General features: G+C 64.7%; 15 protein-coding genes and 1 pseudogene. 7 read left to right on the forward strand and 9 right to left on the reverse strand.

What is annotated here, in order from left to right:
• Positions 1-3: 3 nt before the first annotated feature.
• The 4 genes from CCOS865_RS26445 (at position 4) to CCOS865_RS26460 (ending at position 3,243) form a co-directional block, all read left to right on the forward strand.
• Positions 4-300 carry a winged helix-turn-helix domain-containing protein gene (locus CCOS865_RS26445; RefSeq protein WP_119146466.1) on the forward strand — a complete coding sequence of 99 codons (297 nt, stop codon included), beginning with the start codon at positions 4-6 and terminating at the stop codon, positions 298-300.
• Between the two features lie 125 nt (positions 301-425).
• Positions 426-1,400, forward strand: coding sequence for a threonine/serine dehydratase (locus tag CCOS865_RS26450; protein ID WP_119146468.1), 975 nt, complete (start codon positions 426-428; stop codon positions 1,398-1,400).
• Positions 1,397-2,344: an ornithine cyclodeaminase family protein gene (locus CCOS865_RS26455; RefSeq protein WP_119146470.1), complete on the forward strand. Its 948-nt coding sequence runs from the start codon at positions 1,397-1,399 to the stop codon at positions 2,342-2,344. Before CCOS865_RS26450 ends, CCOS865_RS26455 begins: the two co-directional genes overlap by 4 nt.
• A 161-nt stretch (positions 2,345-2,505) precedes the next feature.
• Positions 2,506-3,243, forward strand: a complete 738-nt coding sequence (locus CCOS865_RS26460; RefSeq protein ID WP_119146472.1) for a substrate-binding periplasmic protein — start codon at positions 2,506-2,508, stop codon at positions 3,241-3,243.
• A 2-nt stretch (positions 3,244-3,245) separates the two neighbouring features.
• Here the strand turns inward: CCOS865_RS26460 and yccS are convergent, their stop codons facing one another.
• From yccS to CCOS865_RS26500, 8 genes and pseudogenes are all read right to left on the reverse strand, one after another.
• On the reverse strand, positions 3,246-5,429 hold the full coding sequence (gene yccS / locus CCOS865_RS26465; protein ID WP_119146474.1) for a YccS family putative transporter: 2,184 nt from the start codon (positions 5,427-5,429) through the stop codon (positions 3,246-3,248).
• 102 nt (positions 5,430-5,531) lie between these two features.
• Positions 5,532-6,713, reverse strand: coding sequence for a BaiN/RdsA family NAD(P)/FAD-dependent oxidoreductase (locus CCOS865_RS26470; RefSeq protein WP_119146477.1), 1,182 nt, complete (start codon positions 6,711-6,713; stop codon positions 5,532-5,534).
• A 147-nt stretch (positions 6,714-6,860) separates the two neighbouring features.
• Positions 6,861-8,198 (reverse strand): ATP-dependent RNA helicase DbpA, encoded by a 1,338-nt coding sequence (gene dbpA, locus CCOS865_RS26480; protein WP_244216183.1) that lies wholly within the window; start codon positions 8,196-8,198, stop codon positions 6,861-6,863.
• Positions 8,199-8,311: 113 nt separating this feature from the next.
• Positions 8,312-9,739: a multidrug transporter subunit MdtD gene (mdtD, locus tag CCOS865_RS26485; protein ID WP_119146481.1), complete on the reverse strand. Its 1,428-nt coding sequence runs from the start codon at positions 9,737-9,739 to the stop codon at positions 8,312-8,314.
• Between the two features lie 97 nt (positions 9,740-9,836).
• Complete coding sequence (locus tag CCOS865_RS26490) at positions 9,837-11,168, reverse strand: TldD/PmbA family protein (RefSeq protein WP_119146483.1); 1,332 nt, start codon at positions 11,166-11,168, stop codon at positions 9,837-9,839.
• A complete protein-coding gene (locus tag CCOS865_RS26495) occupies positions 11,168-12,610 on the reverse strand; it encodes a TldD/PmbA family protein (protein WP_119146485.1) in 1,443 nt (480 codons plus the stop codon). The genes CCOS865_RS26490 and CCOS865_RS26495 overlap by 1 nt, the downstream gene beginning before the upstream one ends.
• Positions 12,611-12,641: 31 nt before the next feature.
• Positions 12,642-12,761 (reverse strand): annotated as a pseudogene (locus tag CCOS865_RS28880) (hypothetical protein); the annotation flags it as partial.
• 27 nt (positions 12,762-12,788) lie between these two features.
• Positions 12,789-13,682, reverse strand: a complete 894-nt coding sequence (locus tag CCOS865_RS26500) for a LysR family transcriptional regulator (protein ID WP_119146487.1) — start codon at positions 13,680-13,682, stop codon at positions 12,789-12,791.
• Between the two features lie 124 nt (positions 13,683-13,806).
• On the opposite strand from CCOS865_RS26500, the gene CCOS865_RS26505 reads away from it, so the two are divergent.
• The 3 genes from CCOS865_RS26505 to CCOS865_RS26515 are packed head-to-tail and all read left to right on the forward strand — an operon-like array spanning position 13,807 to position 16,691.
• Complete coding sequence (locus CCOS865_RS26505; RefSeq protein ID WP_119146489.1) at positions 13,807-14,787, forward strand: hypothetical protein; 981 nt, start codon at positions 13,807-13,809, stop codon at positions 14,785-14,787.
• Positions 14,788-14,811: 24 nt separating this feature from the next.
• Complete coding sequence (locus CCOS865_RS26510; RefSeq protein ID WP_119146491.1) at positions 14,812-15,771, forward strand: 2OG-Fe(II) oxygenase; 960 nt, start codon at positions 14,812-14,814, stop codon at positions 15,769-15,771.
• Positions 15,772-15,773: 2 nt separating this feature from the next.
• Positions 15,774-16,691, forward strand: coding sequence for a DMT family transporter (locus CCOS865_RS26515; RefSeq protein ID WP_119146493.1), 918 nt, complete (start codon positions 15,774-15,776; stop codon positions 16,689-16,691).
• Here the strand turns inward: CCOS865_RS26515 and CCOS865_RS26520 are convergent.
• Positions 16,688-18,490 carry an acyl-CoA dehydrogenase gene (locus tag CCOS865_RS26520; RefSeq protein WP_119146495.1) on the reverse strand — a complete coding sequence of 601 codons (1,803 nt, stop codon included), beginning with the start codon at positions 18,488-18,490 and terminating at the stop codon, positions 16,688-16,690. The two genes, CCOS865_RS26515 and CCOS865_RS26520, sit on opposite strands and share 4 nt — an antisense overlap.
• Positions 18,491-19,042 lie beyond the last annotated feature (552 nt).

Genomic DNA, 19,042 nt, shown 5'->3' on the forward strand with positions numbered 1-19,042 from the left:
AGCATGGAAGTGAGCAAGACCAAGAGCAGTTTCTATCGCCGCCTGTACGTCGCCTGGCTGATCGACAGCCAGACCGCCACCAGTGTTCCGGCCCTCATGGAAGCCACCGGCATGCCCCGGCGTACCGCGCAGGACACCATCGCTGCACTGGCCGACCTGGATATCGTCTGTGAGTTCGAGCAAGAGGCGGGGGCGCGCAACCATGCCGGGCATTACCGCATCCATGACTGGGGCGCCATCGACAAGCAGTGGATCATCCAGCACCTGCGCAGGATTCGAGAGGTTCTGGGCTATCCCTGAGCCGATCGGGCCGCTCAGGGTTGCAGCGGGTCACTTGCATTGAGTGGAATATAATTCTACCGTGGATCTCATTTCCACTCGTTGCCGTTGCGTCTGTGCCGGCGACCTTGCAAGAGAACCCGTAGATGATCGACGACGCATCCCTTGCCGCCTTGCAGCAGGCTATCCGCGAAGCCCACCAGGCACTGCGCCCCGAGGTGGCGGTCACCCCGCTCAGCCACAGCGCTCGGCTTTCGGCCATGACCGGTTGCGAGGTGCACCTCAAGTGCGAGCACCTGCAGCACACCGGCTCGTTCAAATACCGCGGCGCCCGCAACAAGCTGCGCCTGCTGGATGACAACCAGCGCAAGCGCGGGGTCATCGCGGCCTCTTCCGGCAATCATGGCCAGGGCCTGGCCTTGGCCGGTGGCACGCTTGGCGTACCGGTCACCGTCTATACCGCTCACGATGCCTCGGTCTACAAGCTCCAGGCCATGCGCACACTTGGCGCCGAGGTGCTGGCGCTGGAGCTGGATCCGCTGGGCGTCGAGCTCGAGGCCGGTCGCCAGGCGCGGCTGCAGGGCAAGGTGTTCGTCTCCCCGTACAACGACCTTCAGGTCATTGCCGGCCAGGGTACCGTTGGCATGGAGCTGTTCGAGCAGGCGCCCGAGCTGGACGCGGTGTTTGTCGCGGTCGGTGGCGGTGGGCTGATCGGCGGCATCGGCGCGGCCCTGCACGGGCTTTCGCCGAACACCCGCATGATTGGCTGCTGGCCGGCCAATGCGCCGACGCTGCAGGCCTCGCTCCAGGCCGGGCGGATCATCGACATGGTCGAGCAGGAGACCCTCTCCGATGGCACTGCCGGCGGCGTCGAGCCCGACAGCGTCACCTTCGGCTTGTGCCAGCGTCTGTTGAGCCAGACCGTGCTGGTCAGCGAGGACGAGATCAAGGCAGCCATGCGCGATGTCGCTGCCTGCGAGCGCTGGATCATCGAAGGGGCGGCGGCCGTCGCCCTGGCGGGTATGAAAAAACTGGCTGATGAGTACCGCGGCAAGCGGGTGGCGGTGGTCCTGTGCGGGCGCAACATCGTCCTCGAGAAGTTTCTCGAGGCGATCGCATGAAGACCTTCGACAAGCCGGCAATCATCGCCGCGCTGGACCTCGACCTGGCGCTGCGGCGTATCGAAGAGGGCTTTATCGCCTATTCCGCAGGCAAGGTTCAGGTGCCGCCGGTGCAGGCCTTCAGCTTCGCCCGGGCGAATGGTGATTGCTGCATCAAGTCAGCGTACCTGGAGGGCAGCGACACGTTCACGGTCAAGCTGTCGACGGGGTTCTACGACAATCCCGCCCTGGGCCTCGCAAGCAATGATGGCCTGATGCTGGTGCTCAGTGCATGCACCGGCGCACCGTTGGCCCTGCTGGCCGACGGCGGCTGGCTGACCGCCATGCGCACGGCACTCGCCGGGCGGATAGTCGCGCAGTTGCTGGCACCTGGCCGGGTCGAGGCGATCGGTATCCTGGGTACCGGTACCCAGGCGCGCCTGCAGCTCGAACAGCTGATGCCGGTGACCGGCTGTCGACAGGTCGTGGTCTGGGGGCGCAGCACGGCTGGATTGCTCGGCTACCGCGCCTTTGCCGAAGCGTTGGGGTTTGCAGTGCGCACCGTCGCCGAGCCGAAGGCGGTGGCCGAGGCGTGCAACCTGATCGTCTGTGCGACCCCTTCACGTGAAGCCCTGTTGCGCCACGCGTGGCTACAGCCCGGTACGCACATCACGGCAGTCGGGGCGGACGCGCCGGGCAAGCAGGAACTCGAGCCGGCCCTGGTGGCCAGCGCCCAGCGGATCATCGTCGACTCGCGGGTGCAATGCAGCCAGTACGGTGAGGTGGCGCATGCCTTGAAGGCTGGCCTCATCGCCCAGGGCCAACTGAGCGAAATCGGTGCGGTGCTGGCAGGGCACGCGCCTGGGCGCGAGCACGAGGGCCAGTTGACCCTCGCCGACCTCACGGGCGTCGCCGTGCAGGATGCACAGATCGCCCGTTGTGCCTTCGAGGCCCTGCAGGGCTGATTACCGGTCTGCCGACGGCCCGAGCGAAATTCGGCGGAAATAGAGGCTATTTGACATCATTGTCGGCTGCTGTCCGCGCTGCCCTTGTGTAATCTTCCAAGCCAGGCAGTCTTGACGACTGCCAGTTCCCGCGTGAGCCCTATTTGCAAAAGGATTTGAGCATGCGGCCACTGCTTGGTGTTGTCGGTTTGCTTGCCGCAATGCTGCTGCCACCGGCGATGGCAGCCGACACGTTGCGGCTGGTGTCCGACAGCTGGCCGCCGTTCACCGACCGCGACATGCCGGGTGGCGGCTTGGCCACCAGCATCGTCACCACTGCGTTGCAGCGTGCCGGCTATGCCAGCGAGTTCGAGCAGGTACCGTGGGCGCGGGCGCTGAAAGGGGTCGGCGATGGCCGCTACGATGTGCTGGTGAATGCCTGGTACGACGACTCGCGGACGGCGATCGGGACGTTTTCCAAGGCTTACCTGAGTAACCGCATCCGCTTGCTCAAGCGCCAGGGCGAAGCCTTCGATTACACGCGTCAGGCTGACCTGTATCCCTATACCATCGCGGTCGTGCGGGGGTACGCCTATGCGCCTGGGTTCGACAGTGACACGCGCTTGAGCAGAGTCGAGGTGCGCAACTTTTCCTCCGCGGTGCGCATGCTCGCGGCCGGGCGGGTCACCCTGGCAGTGGAAGACGAGTACGTGGCGCGGTACAACCTGCAGCGCGAGCCGCAGCAGGTGCGCGATGCGGTGGCCTTTGTCGAGCGGCCCCTGGGGGAGAACAGCCTGCACATCCTGGTCAGCCTGAAACACCCCGAGCACCAGCGCATCGTGCGGCGCTTCGAGCGCGCGATCGCGGCGATGAAGGCCGATGGCAGCTACCAGCGGCTGATGCGCCAGCACGGGTTCTGAGGTCAGGCCGGCGCGGCTTCCTTGATCAGGTGGGCGGCCATGGTCCGCAGCGGCCCGAGCTGCCGACAGATCAGTGCCAGTTGGGTCTGTACCAGCCGCTGGTGCTCGTCCAGCTCTTCCGGCATCTGCTCCAGGGCGTTGGCCAGGGCCTCTTCCTCGTCACTGTGGATGGCCACCGGCAAGCGTGCCGCCAGCCCGTTGGCGATCTCTTCCAGGCTCTTCGCCAGGCTGCCACCGGCGCCATCGATCAACTGCTCATGGACCTCGTTCGGCAGCGCCGTGTCGCGGTGCGCACCCAACCCCGAAAGGTAGCTGAGCAAGGTGTGCGAGAGCACCAGGAAGCGGAAGCCGACATCCGCTTCCTTACGGAAATGCCCCGGCTCCATGAGCATGTTGGCCAGCGTCGTCGACAACGCCGCGTCGGCGTTGTGCGCGTTGCGCCGGGCCAGGCGGTAGGCGAGGTCGTCGCGTTTGCCATGGGCGTACTGCTGCATGATCTGGCGCAGGTAGGCGCTGGCGCAGGTGAGGGTATTGGCCAGCACCTTGTTCAGGCGCCGCCCCTGCCAGTCGGGCAGGAACAGAAACACCGCAAGAATCGCGATCAGGCTGCCCACCAGGGTATCGAACAGGCGCGGCAGGAACAGCCCGTAGCCGTCGCCGGTCTGGTTGAAGCAGAACAGCACCATCAGGGTGATCGCCGCCGTCGCCAGGGCGTAGCGGGTGGTCCGGTTGACGAAGAACACCACCCCGGCGACCACGGCGAACATCGACTGGATGATCGGGTTGGGGAACAGGTCGAACAGCGCCCAGCCGACCGTCAGGCCGATGGCGGTACCGAAAATCCGCTGGACCAGCTTGCGGCGGGTCGCGCCGTAGTTGGGCTGGCAGACGAACAGCGTGGTGAGGATGATCCAGTAACCCTGGGTCGGGTGGATCAGGTGGACCATGCCGTAGCCGATCGACAGCGCCAACGGCAGGCGCAAGGCATGCCGGAACAGCAGCGAGGTCGGCGTCAACTGCGTGCGCAGGCGGCTCCAGACGTCCTTGAAGTTGCGTGGCGAGCGGTCGAGCAGGCTGCTGTCGCTGGCATCGGCCAGGCCGTCCGGGTTGCTCGCCGCGCCCAGCAGGCGGTCGAGCGTGGCGAGGTTGCCGGCCAGTGCGCGCAGCGAGCGCAGCAGGCTCCGCCAGGCCGGGTTGCTCTGGATGCGCAGGTGTTCGAGCGAGGCGTGCAGGTCTTCCAGGGCTTCGGCAAAGCCGGTGCCGTAGACGAACGGCTGGCGCATGCGGATCGACTCGGCCAGTTGTTGGCAGGCCGAGCCCTGCTGGCGCAGCAGGCGCTGGCAACGGAACATCACGTCGCTGTGGAAGAAGGCCTCGGCCAGGGCGTTGTACGGATAGTGTGAAGCGCTGACCCGCTCATGGATGTCCTGGGCCAGGAAGTACAGCTTGAGATAGCGGCTGACCTTGGAGTTGGGTTGGCTGTTGCCGACCCGGTGCAGGATGATTTCCTTGGCGGCGTTGAGCGCAGCGACCACCTTGCCGTTCTGCTGGGCCAGCTCCAGGCGCCGGGCCTCGACCTCGAGGTTGCGGATCGGCTCGAACAGGTTGGCCTTGAGCTTGAGGTAGCGCCCCAGCTCGTAGAACAGCTTGGCCAGGCTCTGCTGCACCGGCTGGTTGGAAAACATCACCTGCCAGAGCACCGAGAGCAGCCCGTACCAGGCCGCGCCCGCCACCAGCAGCAAGGGCTCGTGCCAGAAATCAGTGACCTCGCCGCCGCGCTGGTCGACGCCGATCATGGTGTACACCGAGAGGATCAGCGTGGCCGACGCGATCGCCCCGTAACGCTCACCCAGCGCACCGAGCATGGTCAGGCCAAACGCGGCCAGGGCCATCGAAATGACGAAGATCCAGGGGTAGGGGAACAGCAGCTCGACCGCCAGCGCGGCGATGGCAAAGCACCCCAGGGTGACCATCAAGGCGCTCAGCCGGCCCTGCCAACCGTCGTCGGTCTCGGCCAGCGCGCTGGCGATGATCCCGAGGAACAAGGGGATGAGCAGGTTCATTTCATCCTGGTACCAGCACAGCGCCATGCTGCCGGTGAGGGCGACGGTCACCCGGATGCTGTAACTGAACTTGTCTTGGCCCCACAGACGACGCAGAGAATGGCGGAACGAGCTCGATGACATGATGGCCTGCTGGCAGTGATCGAATGAGAACCCTTCAGGGCGGTCTCACGCCGCCCTTTGACGGAACCAGCAAGAAGCGTTCCGTGCTCAGAGGATTCTACCTTACACGAACTGCGAGGCGGCGTTGGCCGAGGCCCAGGCCCACTGGAAATTAAAGCCGCCGAGGTGGCCGCTGATGTCCAGCACTTCACCGATGAAGTACAAGCCAGGGCTCTTCAGCGACTCCATGGTCTTGGACGACACCTCGCGGGTGTCGACCCCGCCGAGGGTCACTTCCGCCGTGCGATAGCCTTCGGTGCCCGCCGGCACCACCTGCCAGGCCGCCAGTTTGTCGGCGATCTGCGCAAGCTCTGCCGGGGTGTACTGCTTCATCGGCTTGGAGACGAACCACTGATCGGCCAGCAGGTTGGCCAGCTTGCGCGTGAACACTTCGCCGAGCACGGTCTTCAGCTCGCTGTTGGCCCGTTCGACCTGCTGCTGTTGCAGCCATTGCAGCGCATCGCGGTCCGGCAGCAGGTTGATCTCGACGGTGTCGCCGGCTTCCCAGAACGAGGAAATCTGCAAGATCGCCGGGCCGCTCAGCCCCCGGTGGGTGAACAGCAGGTTCTCGCGGAAACTGCTGCCGTTGCAACTGGCGGTGCAGTCCAGCGAGGTCCCCGAAAGCTCCGTGCAGAGTGCCTTGAGCTGGGGCTCGGTGATGGTGAAAGGCACCAAACCGGCGCGTGTCGGCAGCAGCGTGTGGCCGAACTGGCGAGCCACCTGGTAGCCGAACCCGGTCGCGCCCAGGGTCGGGATCGACAGGCCGCCAGTGGCGATCACCAGCGACTGGCAGGCGAACGGCCCGGCGCTGGTCTGCAGCACATAGCCCTGTTCGCGCTTTTCGATGGTTTCGATGCTGGTCTGCATGCGCAGCTCGGCGCCGGCGGCGTCGCATTCGGCGAGCAGCATGTCGAGGATGTCGCTGGCCTTGTTGTCGCAGAACAGCTGGCCGAGCTTCTTCTCGTGGTACGCCACGCCGTGCTTGCTCACCAGCTCGATGAAGTCCCACTGGGTGTAGCGGGCCAGCGCCGACTTGCAGAAGTGCGGGTTGTGCGAGAGGAAGTTGGCCGGCTCGGTGTACATGTTGGTGAAGTTGCAGCGCCCGCCGCCAGACATGAGGATCTTCTTGCCCGGCTTGTTGGCGTGGTCGAGCAGCAGCACCCGGCGGCCACGGCGGGCGCTGAGTTGAGCGCACATCAGGCCGGCGGCGCCGGCGCCGAGGATGATCACGTCGGTGGAGTGCACGATGGATTACCTGGAAACAGTTGAATAGAAATCGCCACGGTCCCTGTGGGAGCGGGCTTGCCCGCGAATGCGTCCGGCCAGACAACACCGTTGTTCCTGCTGACGTATTCGCGGGCAAGCCTGCTCCCACAGGGTTTTGTGTGGTTTTTAGAGGATGCGAACCTTCAACGAACGGCCCTTGATCTTGCCGCTGTTGAGGCGCTGCATGGCCTGCTTGGCCAACGCCCGCTCCACGGCCACGAAGGCCTGGAAATCGAAGATGGCGATCTTGCCGACTTGCTTGCCAGGGATCCCGGCATCGCCGGTCAGTGCGCCGAGGATATCGCCCGGGCGCAGCTTGTCCTTGCGCCCGGCACCGATGCACAGGGTCACCATCACCGGCAGCAATGGCTCGCCGCCCTTGTTCTTCAGGCTGTCCAGTTGCTCCCAGCGCAGTGGGCGCTTCTGCAGCTGTTCGATGGCCTGCGCACGATGGCCCTCGGCCGGCGCCACCAGGCTTACCGCCACGCCTTTCTCGCCAGCACGGCCGGTACGGCCGACGCGGTGCACGTGGATCTCGGCATCACGGGCCAGCTCGACGTTGATCACCATGTCCAGGCCGTCGATGTCCAGGCCGCGGGCGGCGACGTCGGTGGCCACCAGGACCGAACTGCTGCGGTTGGCGAACATCGCCAGCACCTGGTCGCGGTCACGCTGCTCCAGGTCGCCATGCAGGGCCTGGGCGACGATGCCCTTGGCGGTGAGGTGGGCGACCACGTCCTCGCACTGCTGCTTGGTGAAGCAGAACGCGACGCACGACTCAGGGCGGTAGTGGCCGAGCACACGGGTCAGTGCGTCGAGACGGCCTTCAGCGTCGATCTCGATGAAGCTCTGCTCGATCTGCGTCTCGCTGTGCAGCGCCTCGACCTTGACCTGTTGCGGCTTGCGCATGAAGTCGGCGGCCAGTTGTTCGATGCCGCTCGGGTAGGTGGCCGAGAACAGCAGGGTCTGGCGGCGCGACGGGGTCTTGCCGATGATGCTGGCGATGGCGTCGAAGAAGCCCATGTCGAGCATCCGGTCAGCTTCGTCGAGGACCAGGGTGTTGAGCCCGTCGAGCACCAGGGTGCCCTTGTCGAGGTGCTGCTGGACCCGCCCCGGGGTGCCGACGATGATGTGCGCGCCGTGCTCCAGCGAAGCGATCTGCGGGCCGAGCGAGACGCCGCCGCAGAGGGTCAGGATCTTGATGTTGTCCTCGGCCCGGGCCAGCCGGCGCAGCTCCTTGGCAACCTGGTCGGCGAGCTCGCGGGTCGGGCACAGGACCAGCGCCTGGCAGCCGAAGTAGCGCGGGTTGAGCGGGTTGAGCAAGCCGATGCCGAAGGCGGCGGTCTTGCCGCTGCCGGTCTTGGCTTGGGCAATCAGGTCCTGGCCCCGGAGGATGACCGGCAGGCTTTGCGCCTGGATCGGCGTCATCGCGGCATAGCCGAGAGCGTCCAGGTTGGCCAGCATGGCGTTGGACAGCGGCAGAGTGGCAAATGCGGTGGATTCGGTGGTCACGAGGCAGGCCTGCGTTGCGAAGCGAAAAAATGCCGCACAGTCTACCAGCCTCGTGGCCATTCGCCCTAAGGTTCGATCTCCGGTTCCGGACGACGAGCACGCCTTCCGTCCGTCGGCGCCAGCTGGAGGAAGATCGCCGCCGCCAGCATGGCCATCAGGCCGATGGTGACGAAGGTCAGCTGGAACGCGCCCAAGGTGCTTTCCACGCCCTCGGCGCTGCCGGCCGCGGTAAAGCCGCCGAGCAGTGCCCCGGCACACGCTACGCCAAGGCTCAACGACAGCTGTGCGACCACCGACAGCAGGCTGTTGCCGCTGCTGGCGCTGGCATCGTCGAGGTCGATCAGGGTCACCGTGTTCATCGCGGTGAACTGCAGCGAGTTGACCGCGCCGAGCAGCGACAGCTGGACCAGCAGCAAGGCGTACGGCGTGTGCTCGTCGACCAGGCCCAGGCTGGCCAGGAGCATGCCCAGCAGCAGCGTATTGCCGGTGAGGATGATCCGGTAGCCGAGGCGTTCGATCAATGGCCGGGCGACCGACTTGGCGACCATTGCCGCCGCCGCCAGGGGGATCATGCTCATTCCCGCCTGGGACGGCGAATAACCGAGCGCGATCTGCAGCAGCAGCGGTACCAGGAAGGGCAGGGCGCCGCTTCCCAGGCGGGCGAACAGGTTGCCGAGAATGCCGATGGCAAAGGTCCGCACGCGAAACAGGCTGGGCGAGAACAGCGGCTCGGGGTCGCGCCCCGCGCGCAGCCAGTAGGCGGCCAGGCAGGCCATGCCGGCGAACAACAGCAACATCACCCGCAAGTGCGGCATGTGCAGCTCGCCGAGGCCTTCCATGGCGATCGTGATCAACACCATCGCCGCGCCGAACAGCAAGAAGCCTGGGCCGTCGAAGCGGGTGCGCTCGCTGCCGCGCAGGTCGGGGATGAACTTCCACACGGCCCAGCAGCCCAGCGCGCCGACCGGCAGGTTGAGGAGGAAGATCCAGTGCCAACTGAGGATCTCCACCAGCCAGCCGCCCATCGTTGGCCCGAGCAATGGCCCGAGCAGGCCGGGGATGGTGATGAAACTCATGATCCGCACCAGCTCCGAGCGCGGGTAGGCGCGCAGTACCACCAGCCGGCCGACCGGTAGCATCAGCGCGCCGCCCAGGCCCTGGATGATCCGCGCGATGATCAGGTACGTCAGGCTGTTGGCCAGCGCGCAGAGCAGCGAGCCGAAGCTGAACAGCAGGATCGCGCTGAAGAAGATGCGCTTGGTGCCGAAACGGTCGGCGATCCAGCCCGAGGCCGGGATCAGCAGGGCGACGGTGAGCATGTAGGCGATGATCACGCCCTGCATGCGCAGCGGGTCTTCCTCGAGCGAGCGGGCCATGGCCGGCAGCGCGGTGTTGAGGATGGTGCCGTCGAGCGACTGCATGAAGAAAGCGATGGCCACCACCCAGGGGATCCAGCGGGCGGTGACAGGGTCCAGCGGTGTGCGTTCGGACATGTGAACCTCAATTCCTGCGGGGTTTCACCTGACCCTGTGGCAGCGGCCTTGTGTCGCGATGGGGCTGCGCAGCAGCCCCGACTCAGTCAGGCCTGAATCACAATGTCAGGGTCAGTCCTTTGATCAGCGCCCCTGGCAAATGACTCGAGCCGGTCTGCCGCTGGCCATAGGTACTGGTCGACAGGATCAGCTCGCGCTCGCGGGTCAGGTCTTCCAGTTGGCTGCCCAGCAGGTTGTACAGGGTGTCGTCGAAACGCATGGTGCTGACCGGCCCCTGGATCTGCCCCTGTTCCACCCAGAAGGTGGCAAAGCGGGTCAGGCCGGTCATCCGCGCAGCCGGCAGGTCCGAGTAGTTCAGGTACCACAGGTTGCTGATGTACAGCCCCGTGCCGAGCCGCGCGAGGATCTGCTCGGGCGCGAGGCTGCCCGGCGCCAGGCTCAAGGCACAGGGCGCTTCATAACTGTCGGCGCCGTTCGCCAGCTGGGCGAATTCGGCCGCGCTGCGGGCGCTGACCAGGCGGTCCAGCGCTCGCCCTTCGCCGATCAAGCGCACATCCCGACGCGCCAGGCCCTCATCGGAAAACGCCGGGCTGAGCGAGCCGCTGACCTGTTCGCTGAAGCTGACCAGCGGGCTGAGCTGCGCGTCGCCGCTGTAAAGCCGCTGCAGCGGGCTGTTGCCGGTGGCCAGGGCCTGGGCCGAGAAACCGCCCCAGCCGAGCATCCCGGCGATCTCGTCCATGGCCGCGGGTGCCAGATACGCGCGATAACTGCCGGGCTTGAGGCTGATCGCGGGGCGCCCGAGAAAGGCCAGTTGCTCGCGGGCCAGGCGCAGGCGCTCGACAAACGCCGCGGCGTCCCACGCCTGACCGGCATAGTTGGCCTTGACCGCCTCACCGTTGGCGTGGAACAGGCTCCAGTCGAAGTTGAAGCTGGTCGCCTGGTGCCAGCCAAACGCCCCGAACGAGCTGGCAAAGCCGCGGCAGATCGGCCCGGCGGCATAGATGCCGACCAGGTCCAGCTGGCCCGCTTCGCGCTCGACCAGGGCCAGCACCTCGGCCGGATCGGGCAGCGCGTGGTCCTGCTGGCTGTGTGACTGCCAGGCGCTGTCATCGAGGCTCAGGTAGGGATCGACGGCCAGCAGCGGCAAGGTCTGGCGCAACTGTGCGAGGGCGTCGTGCAGGCGTTGCTGGTCAAGCGCGTCGTCACCGCACAGGGTGAACTGCTGCTCGGCCTGGCGCCCCTCGCGGACCAGGCGCAACTGGGCACTGGCCTGGCTGACCGCACCAGCCTGACGCACCTTGGCATGGTTGAAACGGATGAACTGCGAGGCTTCGGCGCTGTAGCCGAGGGTGAACTGTTCGCCGTCCTGCAGGGCGCTGCGCAGTGCCTGCAGCAGGGCTTCGAAGCGGTGCTGGGGTGTGGCGCTCATCAGGCGTCTCCTCCGAATACGTCGATCTGGCGGAACACGCAGGCCGGCGAGGCGTGGCCGACCCGCACCACCTGGTTGGGCTCGCCCTTGCCGCAGTTAGGCGTGCCCAGGACCTCGAAGGTGCTGCGGTCGCCGACCGCCGCCAGGTTGCTCCAGAACTGCGCGGAAATACCCCGGTAGTTGGGGTTCTTGACCACGCCCTTGAGCTGGCCGTTCTCGATCAGTTGGCCCCACTCGCAGCCGAACTGGAACTTGTTGCGCGCATCGTCGATCGACCACGAGCGGTTGGTGCGCATGAGGATGCCGTGCTCGATGCCGCCGATCAGTTGCGCCAGCGACTGGTCGCCCGGCTCGATGTTGAGGTTGGCCATGCGGTCGATCGGCGCGCGGTTCCAGCTGCAGGCGCGGCTGTTGGCGACGCCGTCGAGGCCGGAGCGGAACTGCGACAGGGCCCCGCCGAGGGGCCGGAGCAGTTTGCCCTGGCGGATCAGGAACTGCTTGCTCGCCGGGCTGCCATCGTCGTCATGGCTGTAGCTGGCCAGCTCTTCGGCAATGGTCGGGTCAAACGTCACGTTGAGCAGGTGCGAGCCGTATTGCAGGTGGCCGAAGTCGCTGGCGTTGACGAAGCTGGTGCCGGCGTAGTTGCGCTCGTCGCCAAGGATGCGGTCCATCTCCAGCGGGTGGCCGATCGACTCGTGGATCTGCAGCATCATCTGGTCCGGCATCAGCAGCAGGTCGCGCGCGCCGCTGGGGGTATTCGGCGCCAGCAGCAGCTGCAGGGCCTGGTCGGCGACCTGGCGGGCGGCGCCGATCAGGCCGCAGCGCTCGATGACCTCAAGGCCGCCCTGCTGGCCGAAGTTTTCCCGGCCCAGGCTGCGGCTCTGGCTGTCCTGGCCATCGCTGGCGGTCACCCCGAGGCCGGGGAACAGGAAGCGCTGGGCGTGGCGCAGTTCGGCGCCGGCCGAGTTCAGGTAGGTCTGCTCGACAGCGCTGATCCCCAGGCTGGCCTGCCAGTCCACCAGGCGGCTGTCGGCTGGCACGCTGGCCGATTCGGCGGCGAGCAGGCCCAGGCAGTCGGCGAGGTTGGGCAGTGCCGCTTCAAAATTCGGTGAGATGTGGTCGTGGCGTGCGCTGGGCACCGGCTGCTCACGCAGGTCGAGCAGGCTGTGCGCGGCGATCTGCCGGGCCAGCGCTTCGGCCTGCTCGAGTGCCCGCTGCAGGCCGGACTGGGACAGGTCGGCGGTCGCGGCATAGGCTTCGACGCCGTTGATCCGCACGGTCAGCATGGCGCCTTCGTCGGTGCTGAAAAAAGGCGGCTCGGCGACATTGCGGCGTACTGAAAGCCCCTGGTACGACTGCTTCACGTGACGCAGGGAAAACACTTCGGCCGTGCTGCGCAGCGCGGCGAAGCGCTGGCGCAACAAGGCGCTGGAATCGAACATGCGGGAACCTCCGTTGGCGCGGTGGCTCCCCCTAGAACCACCCCTCTTGCATGCCCAGGCAGGTGTCGTCGCGGGCCTCGAGCAATGCCAGGTCATTATGGCAGGCAGGTACTTCCCAGGTCAGGAAATAAAACAGGGCCGGCAAATTACCGAGGTTGGCCGTGGCTACCGCCCAGCATCATCGCGCTCCGCCTTCCCAGCAATGGGGCGTCGTTGCGACGCCATCTTTCTGGATGGCGGCCTTCAACATCTCGTTCAGATGCACCGCGACATGGTGAGAGGTATCTGTCAGCAAATAGACGTGATGCTCGGCGAAGTCGGGCAAGCCCAGCCCCTCCACGTACGCGAGCGATCTGTCACCGCTCTCCAGCCCTTCGACAATGCCGACTGCCAGGCCACTCCTCATGCAGGCCAGCACCGCATGCCAGTTGGCGCTTTCGAGCAGGATACGGTACGCAATGCCTTGGGCTTTGAGTGCCTGCAAGGCCGCCTCCCTGTAGGGGCAGCCCTTCAACTGCAGTGCCAGGGGCAAGGGGCGACTGCCATCGTGGCTGAATCCTGGTGCTGCGGCCCAGCGAGGTTGAGTCGAGCGAAGCCACTCCCCTTGCTGCCAATCGTCACTGCTGACCGCCACCGCCAAATCCAGCCGCTGTCGCGCAAACAGGTCAATGAGCTCTGCGCTGGAGCGCGCTACTGCCTCCAGCTCCAGTTTCGGATTGCTGGCGACAAACACTGGCAGAAAGTCGCTCATGAGGTTGGCGGCATAACCGTCCGGTACCCCCAGACGCACCTTGCCGGTCATCTGCTGCGGCGACAACGTAGCCAGCAGCCGGTCGTGGGCCATCAAGAAGCGTGTGGCCTCGCTCAACAACTGGCGGCCCGAGGGGGTCAGCTCCACGGACTGGTTACTGCGCGTGAACAATTGTTGCCCGATCTTTTCCTCGAGCTTCTGGATTTGCGTCGTCACCGCCGATGGGCTGCGGTGGACGTAGTCGGCTGCATCCTTGAAACGGCCTAGCCGGGCCACTGCCTGGAAGGTTCTGAGTACATCGATGTCGAGGCCCTTGCCCATGGTTCTTCCTGATTTGGTTGGATCGAACCAGCGCTTCGATTTATTCAACTGTACAGGCTTTATACCCACTCTTACTGTGGGGTCAACGCCGACCGGCCTCTGAAATTGCAATGGAATGATACGGATGAGCCTGAACGACTTCGTGGTAGATGCACTCGTACGAACCCCCCCTTACCAGCACGCACGCCTTTGGACTGTCGAGAACCATGAGAAGTACTCGACGCTGGTTCAGCCTGAGTCCGGGCTTGCAGGCGATCACCGGTTCAATCACGAGATCTTTCTGCTGATGCGGGCCTTGAATGAGCAAGGCGTGGGGCAAAACGGGCTCTGTGCCGACGCACAGGGGCAGGGTGCACTCACAACCGTCATCGGCAACGTTGCCGAGCGCTTGGCTGCACTGAGCAGTGGGCGCCGCGTGCACTACGTCGAGTTGGGGCCCGAGCCGATCAAGAGCGCCTGCTTGTTGAAACGCATGGCCGAGACCTCCAGTGCCATCCGCTACACCGCCATCGACATCAACCAGACCTCGGAAGCCGCGATGAGCGATGCCGTGCGCCCCATCGTGCCAGGGGAGGGCAGCTTCAACTACATCGCCGCTGACTATCGCACGGTCACCCACGATGATTTGCACCACGATCAGGAGCTCACCCTGATCACCCTGCTTGGCTTCCAGGAGGGTAACGAGCTGCCCGTGAGCACTGGGCGGCTGATCCGTAACCTTGCCGGTAACGCGACCTATATTCTTTCGGAAATGCAGGTGTACGAGGTCGGCCTGGAAAACACCATCCTCGGGTTCTACGCCAACCCCTGCATGCTCCAGTTCTCCCGAATGGTCGCGCTTCAACAAGGCTTCACCCCAGTGGGCGAGCACGCAGCAATCCTCTTGCCGCTACGCATTCTTGATGAACCTATCCATGTGGTCGTGACCCTGCAGCCCGTGCAGCGCCTAGGGCAACGTGGCTATCTGCTGACCAACATCTGCCTCAAATACACGCCCGAACAATTCCGCCGGATCAGAGCCCAGCACTGCAACTGCAGTGTGGTGGACGAGTTCGCCAGTGGTGACGGCTCGGTACGCTATCAGATCGCGAAATACCTTCAGTAGCGACTCCAGAGGTACAGACGCATCATGAACCCTTCAGACACATTACCCCTGTTCCAGCGCGGCGTTGGACGGGTGAAGCTGGCGCTCAAGACGACATTGAAGCGCCCCCCGCGGCCCTCGTCGATCTGCCTCGGCGAGCAGATGCCCTGGCGCGACGGTTTGCTGTGCCAGCAAGGACACCTGCTCGGCGGCACCCGAACACTCGGCCAGCTTGGCTACACCCACAGCCCTCACGCAAAAGTTGCCGTGGACACCATCACGGGGGTGGCAGTCGTGCATCGGTTGTTCACGCCCGAGGGGGTCGCGGTCTTGCAAGACATCTGCGCCCGTCTGGAGGAAGGGGCGGGTGACAGCGACTGGATCATTTCACGGCGTACGCGAGGGGTGACGGCACTGTCGTCGTTTATCAACGACATGATGAGCAGTCGTGCATTCCTGTTGGCCGTCTCGCGTATTGCAGGTGTGCCGCTGGTGCCTTACCCCATGGTCAATGCTCGCTCGCAGGTCAACTACTTCTATCCCAAGCCGGTCGAGCAACAGCAGCAACTGGGCATGTGGCACACGGACGGCACCAACTATGTGCTGAACATCGTGCTCTCGGGGAGTTCTGACTACAGCGGGGGTGAGTTCCTGTACCACAACGGCACCCTCGATACCTTTGATGCGCTGGATCACCGGACCTTCGAGAGCGCCCAGCTGGACGAGCCAGGTGATGCATTGTTCATCTACGGCAGTCGCTTGTTCCACGGTGTTCGCCCGGTGTTGAGTGGGCGACGCATGTCATTGGTACTGTCTTTTCATTGCCCCTACTTCGCTGACGACTCCAACCGTTTCTGGCACGTGGCCTCCGACGACGGCATTGCCGCGACTGTCCCCCGTTGGTTAGGGTTGCGGTGGGCATTGCAACGCTCGGCTGCTCGACAGTTTTCACGTCTGGGCATCGAGCCGATCACGTTCGAGGAACTGCATCAGACGGGGGCGTGAGTATGCCAAGCAATGCGCTGTACCTGATCCTGCTGCAAGCCATCTTCGTCCTTTCCTGGAGCTCGGGCTTCATTGGCGCTCGGCTGGGCACGGAGGACGCGGGTGCCATAAACCTGCTGTTCTGGCGTTTTCTGCTGGTCAGCATCTGCCTGCTGCCCTTTGTCCTGCATCGACTGCGGGCAATTTCATGGGCGCAGATACGCTACAACGCGGTCATCGGGTTCTTGGCACAGTTTGCGTATCTGGTCAGTGTGTATATCGCCATCCGAGGCGGGCTACCGGCGGGGATTGCCGCCATCATCTGCGCGCTGCAGCCATTGATCACGGCGTCGATGAGCAACAGCGATCATCATGAGCGCAGTGGTCGGCAGGAGTGGCTAGGGCTTGGGCTGGGGTTCGCCGGTGTCAGCCTGATCATTTTCGCAGAGTACAGCCTGTCGGCGACCCGCCTTGACCTCTGGCTTTACGCCCTGCCGCTGATCGCCGCGATCACATTGTCCATCGCCACGCTTTATCAGCGACGGCAATCGATCATGGCAACCGGTCACAGCAAGGACGGTTTGCTGCTACCGCTGTTCCTGCAATCGACTGCAACGCTGATACTGCTCTCGACTACTGGCTTGCCGCTGGGGTTGATCGAAGTCCCGGCGAGCACCCAGGTCTGGGTGGCTGTCGCATGGCTGACCCTGTTCTCCACGTTCATTGCCTATTTGAGCCTGTGGATATTGCTGACAAAGCTGTCGGCGACCCGTGTTTCCGCGCTGGTCTATCTGGAGCCGCCTGTGACGTTGATCTGGGCGGCACTGATGTTCGGGGATGTGATCCATTGGACAACCTACGTGGGTATTGCGGTGGTCGCGGCAGGCATCGTCATCACTCGCCAGCCGCGCAAGTCGGCCGCGCCCGCAACGGCTCCCTAGAACCACTGCTCTTGCATGGCCAGGCAGGTATCGTCGGATGCTTCGAGCAAGGCCAGCTCGTGATGGCAACCAGGGACTTCCCATGTCAGGAAGTAACGCGCGGCCTGCAGCTTGCCCAAGTAGAAGTCGCGGTCAGCGGCGTTGCCATTGAGCAGGCCGAGTTCGGCGTGGATCGCCTGTGCCAGCCAGCGCCAGCCGATCACGCAATGGCCGAAGGCCTTGAGGTACAGCGCCGAGTTGGCCAGGCCGCTGCTGAGCTTGCCCTCGGCCAGTTCACCGAGCAGTGCCAGGGTCACGCGTTGCAGGCGCGTGACCAGTTGCTCCAGCGGCACGCGCAAGGCGTCCAGGGCAGGGTGGTGGCTGGCGCGCTCGGTGCAGCTCGCGATCAGCCGTATCAGCTGCTTGAGGCCCGCGCCGCCATTCTGCGCCAGCTTGCGGCCGAGCAGGTCGAGCGACTGGATGCCGTGGGTGCCCTCGTGGATCGGGTTCAGGCGGTTATCGCGGTAGTACTGCTCGACCGGGTATTCGCGGGTATAACCATGGCCGCCGAGGACCTGAATGGCCAGCGCGTTGGCCTTGAGGCAGAACTCCGACGGCCAGGATTTGACGATTGGGGTGAGCAGGTCGAGCAACTCCTGGGCCTGGTGGCGGGCGGCCTCATCGGGCGCGGTGTGGGTGTCGTCGAACAGCCGCGCGGCGTACAGGCCGAGGTCGAACGCGCCTTCGACGTAGGCTTTCTGCGCCAGCAGCATGCGCCGCACATCGGTGTGGGCAATGATCGGCACGGCCGGGCTGTGCGGATCCTTGTTGTCCGGCAGGCGCCCTTGCGGCCGCTGGCGCGCGTACTCGAGTGAGTACAGGTAGCCGGCGTAACCGAGCATTACTGCGCCCATGCCGACGCCGATGCGCGCCTCGTTCATCATCTGGAACATGCACGCCAGGCCTTTGTGCGGCTGGCCGATGAGGTAACCGACGCAAGCGCCGTTGTCGCCGAAATTCAGCGCCGTGGAGGTCGTGCCGCGCCAGCCCATCTTGTGGAACAGGCCGGCCAGCAGCACATCGTTGCGTGCGCCGAGGCTGCCGTCCGGGTTGACCAGGACCTTGGGCACGATGAACAGCGAGATGCCCTTCACCCCGGCGGGCGCGTCCGGCAGCTTGGCCAGGACCAGGTGGACGATGTTTTCCGACAGTTCGTGGTCGCCGCCGGAGATGAAGATCTTGTTGCCCTTGATCCGGTAGCTGCCGTCGGCGGCGGGTTCGGCGCGGGTGCGGATGTCGGCCAGTGATGAGCCGGCATGCGGTTCGGTCAAGGCCATGGTGCCGAAGTAGCGGCCGTCGATCATGGGCTGGAGGAACAGGCGCTTCTGTTCGTCGGTGCCGAAGTTCTCGATCAGGTTGGCTGCGCCCATGGTCAGGAACGGGTAGGCGGTGGTACCGGCGTTGGCCGCCTGGAAGTGGGCAAAGCAGGCTTGCGAGACCAGGCTTGGCAACTGCATGCCGCCGGCTTCGAAGTCGCGGTTGGCGTTGAGGAAACCGGCTTGCAGGAAGGCGTCGACGGCAGGTTTGACCTCCGGGATCAGTTCGGCGCGGCCGTCGACATAGCGCGGTTCGTTTTCGTCGCCTTTGCGATTGTGCGGGGCGAAGTACTTTTCGGCGATGGTGCGCGCGGTGGTGAGCGCTGCGTCGAAGGTTTCCCGGCTGTGCTCGGCGAAACGCGGGCGCTGGGTCAGGGCCTCGGCGTCGAGGACTTCGTAGAGTTCGAAGGCGAGGTTGCGGCTGCTGAGCAGGGTCTCGGGCATGGTGTTGGGTCCTGAGTCGGGATGGGTCGAGTCTAGGAGGGGGTGGGGCGATGGGGTAGTTAAATAGGTGGGAGTGATGGGGCAGGAAAAGTGGTGGCGCTGGGGGGATGGCTTGTTGTGCACCTGGGAGGCATGCCACCGGCTTCGCGGGCGGCGCTCGATCTTGAGGACGCTGCAATAGCCTGTGACTTGCGCCTGGTGGCCATGATGCGGTCGAACTTCAGGCCCTGCTTTTCACCTGGCTTTGAGGACTTACCCTATTCCTTGTAGTCCATTTCCCAAACATACTTCCAACCCCTTTCAAGCCATTGCGGTGCTCTGGGTTGAGCCCTAGTCTCGGACGGTCGCTGCTAATCAGCGACCGGCTTTGACAGGCCGCCCAGGTTAAAATTCCATGGCTTTGCCTTTATGGCAGCTGTGCATGGGGCACCTCGTGTGCGCCGGGTTTTTGATTTTTCCTACCGGTCTGTCAACCCGTGTACAGCTGCCACCCTCTTGTTTGACAGCAGATGGCGACGGCCACTTTTCAGGAAAAATAAAATGCTGAAAATT

This window comes from Pseudomonas reidholzensis, assembly GCF_900536025.1.
GTDB lineage: Bacteria > Pseudomonadota > Gammaproteobacteria > Pseudomonadales > Pseudomonadaceae > Aquipseudomonas > Aquipseudomonas reidholzensis.

What these genes read in the sequence shown, in the direction of transcription:
- CCOS865_RS26500 (WP_119146487.1), bottom strand. Translation starts at nt 13,682, where the DNA reads ATGGGCAAGGGCCTCGACATCGATGTACTCAGAACCTTCCAGGCAGTG.
- CCOS865_RS26505 (WP_119146489.1), top strand. Translation starts at nt 13,807, where the DNA reads ATGAGCCTGAACGACTTCGTGGTAGATGCACTCGTACGAACCCCCCCT.
- mdtD (WP_119146481.1), bottom strand. Translation starts at nt 9,739, where the DNA reads ATGTCCGAACGCACACCGCTGGACCCTGTCACCGCCCGCTGGATCCCC.
- CCOS865_RS26450 (WP_119146468.1), top strand. Translation starts at nt 426, where the DNA reads ATGATCGACGACGCATCCCTTGCCGCCTTGCAGCAGGCTATCCGCGAA.
- CCOS865_RS26520 (WP_119146495.1), bottom strand. Translation starts at nt 18,490, where the DNA reads ATGCCCGAGACCCTGCTCAGCAGCCGCAACCTCGCCTTCGAACTCTAC.
- dbpA (WP_244216183.1), bottom strand. Translation starts at nt 8,198, where the DNA reads ATGCTGGCCAACCTGGACGCTCTCGGCTATGCCGCGATGACGCCGATC.
- CCOS865_RS26460 (WP_119146472.1), top strand. Translation starts at nt 2,506, where the DNA reads ATGCGGCCACTGCTTGGTGTTGTCGGTTTGCTTGCCGCAATGCTGCTG.
- CCOS865_RS26510 (WP_119146491.1), top strand. Translation starts at nt 14,812, where the DNA reads ATGAACCCTTCAGACACATTACCCCTGTTCCAGCGCGGCGTTGGACGG.
- CCOS865_RS26455 (WP_119146470.1), top strand. Translation starts at nt 1,397, where the DNA reads ATGAAGACCTTCGACAAGCCGGCAATCATCGCCGCGCTGGACCTCGAC.
- CCOS865_RS26445 (WP_119146466.1), top strand. Translation starts at nt 4, where the DNA reads ATGGAAGTGAGCAAGACCAAGAGCAGTTTCTATCGCCGCCTGTACGTC.
- CCOS865_RS26495 (WP_119146485.1), bottom strand. Translation starts at nt 12,610, where the DNA reads ATGTTCGATTCCAGCGCCTTGTTGCGCCAGCGCTTCGCCGCGCTGCGC.
- CCOS865_RS26515 (WP_119146493.1), top strand. Translation starts at nt 15,774, where the DNA reads ATGCCAAGCAATGCGCTGTACCTGATCCTGCTGCAAGCCATCTTCGTC.
- CCOS865_RS26490 (WP_119146483.1), bottom strand. Translation starts at nt 11,168, where the DNA reads ATGAGCGCCACACCCCAGCACCGCTTCGAAGCCCTGCTGCAGGCACTG.
- yccS (WP_119146474.1), bottom strand. Translation starts at nt 5,429, where the DNA reads ATGTCATCGAGCTCGTTCCGCCATTCTCTGCGTCGTCTGTGGGGCCAA.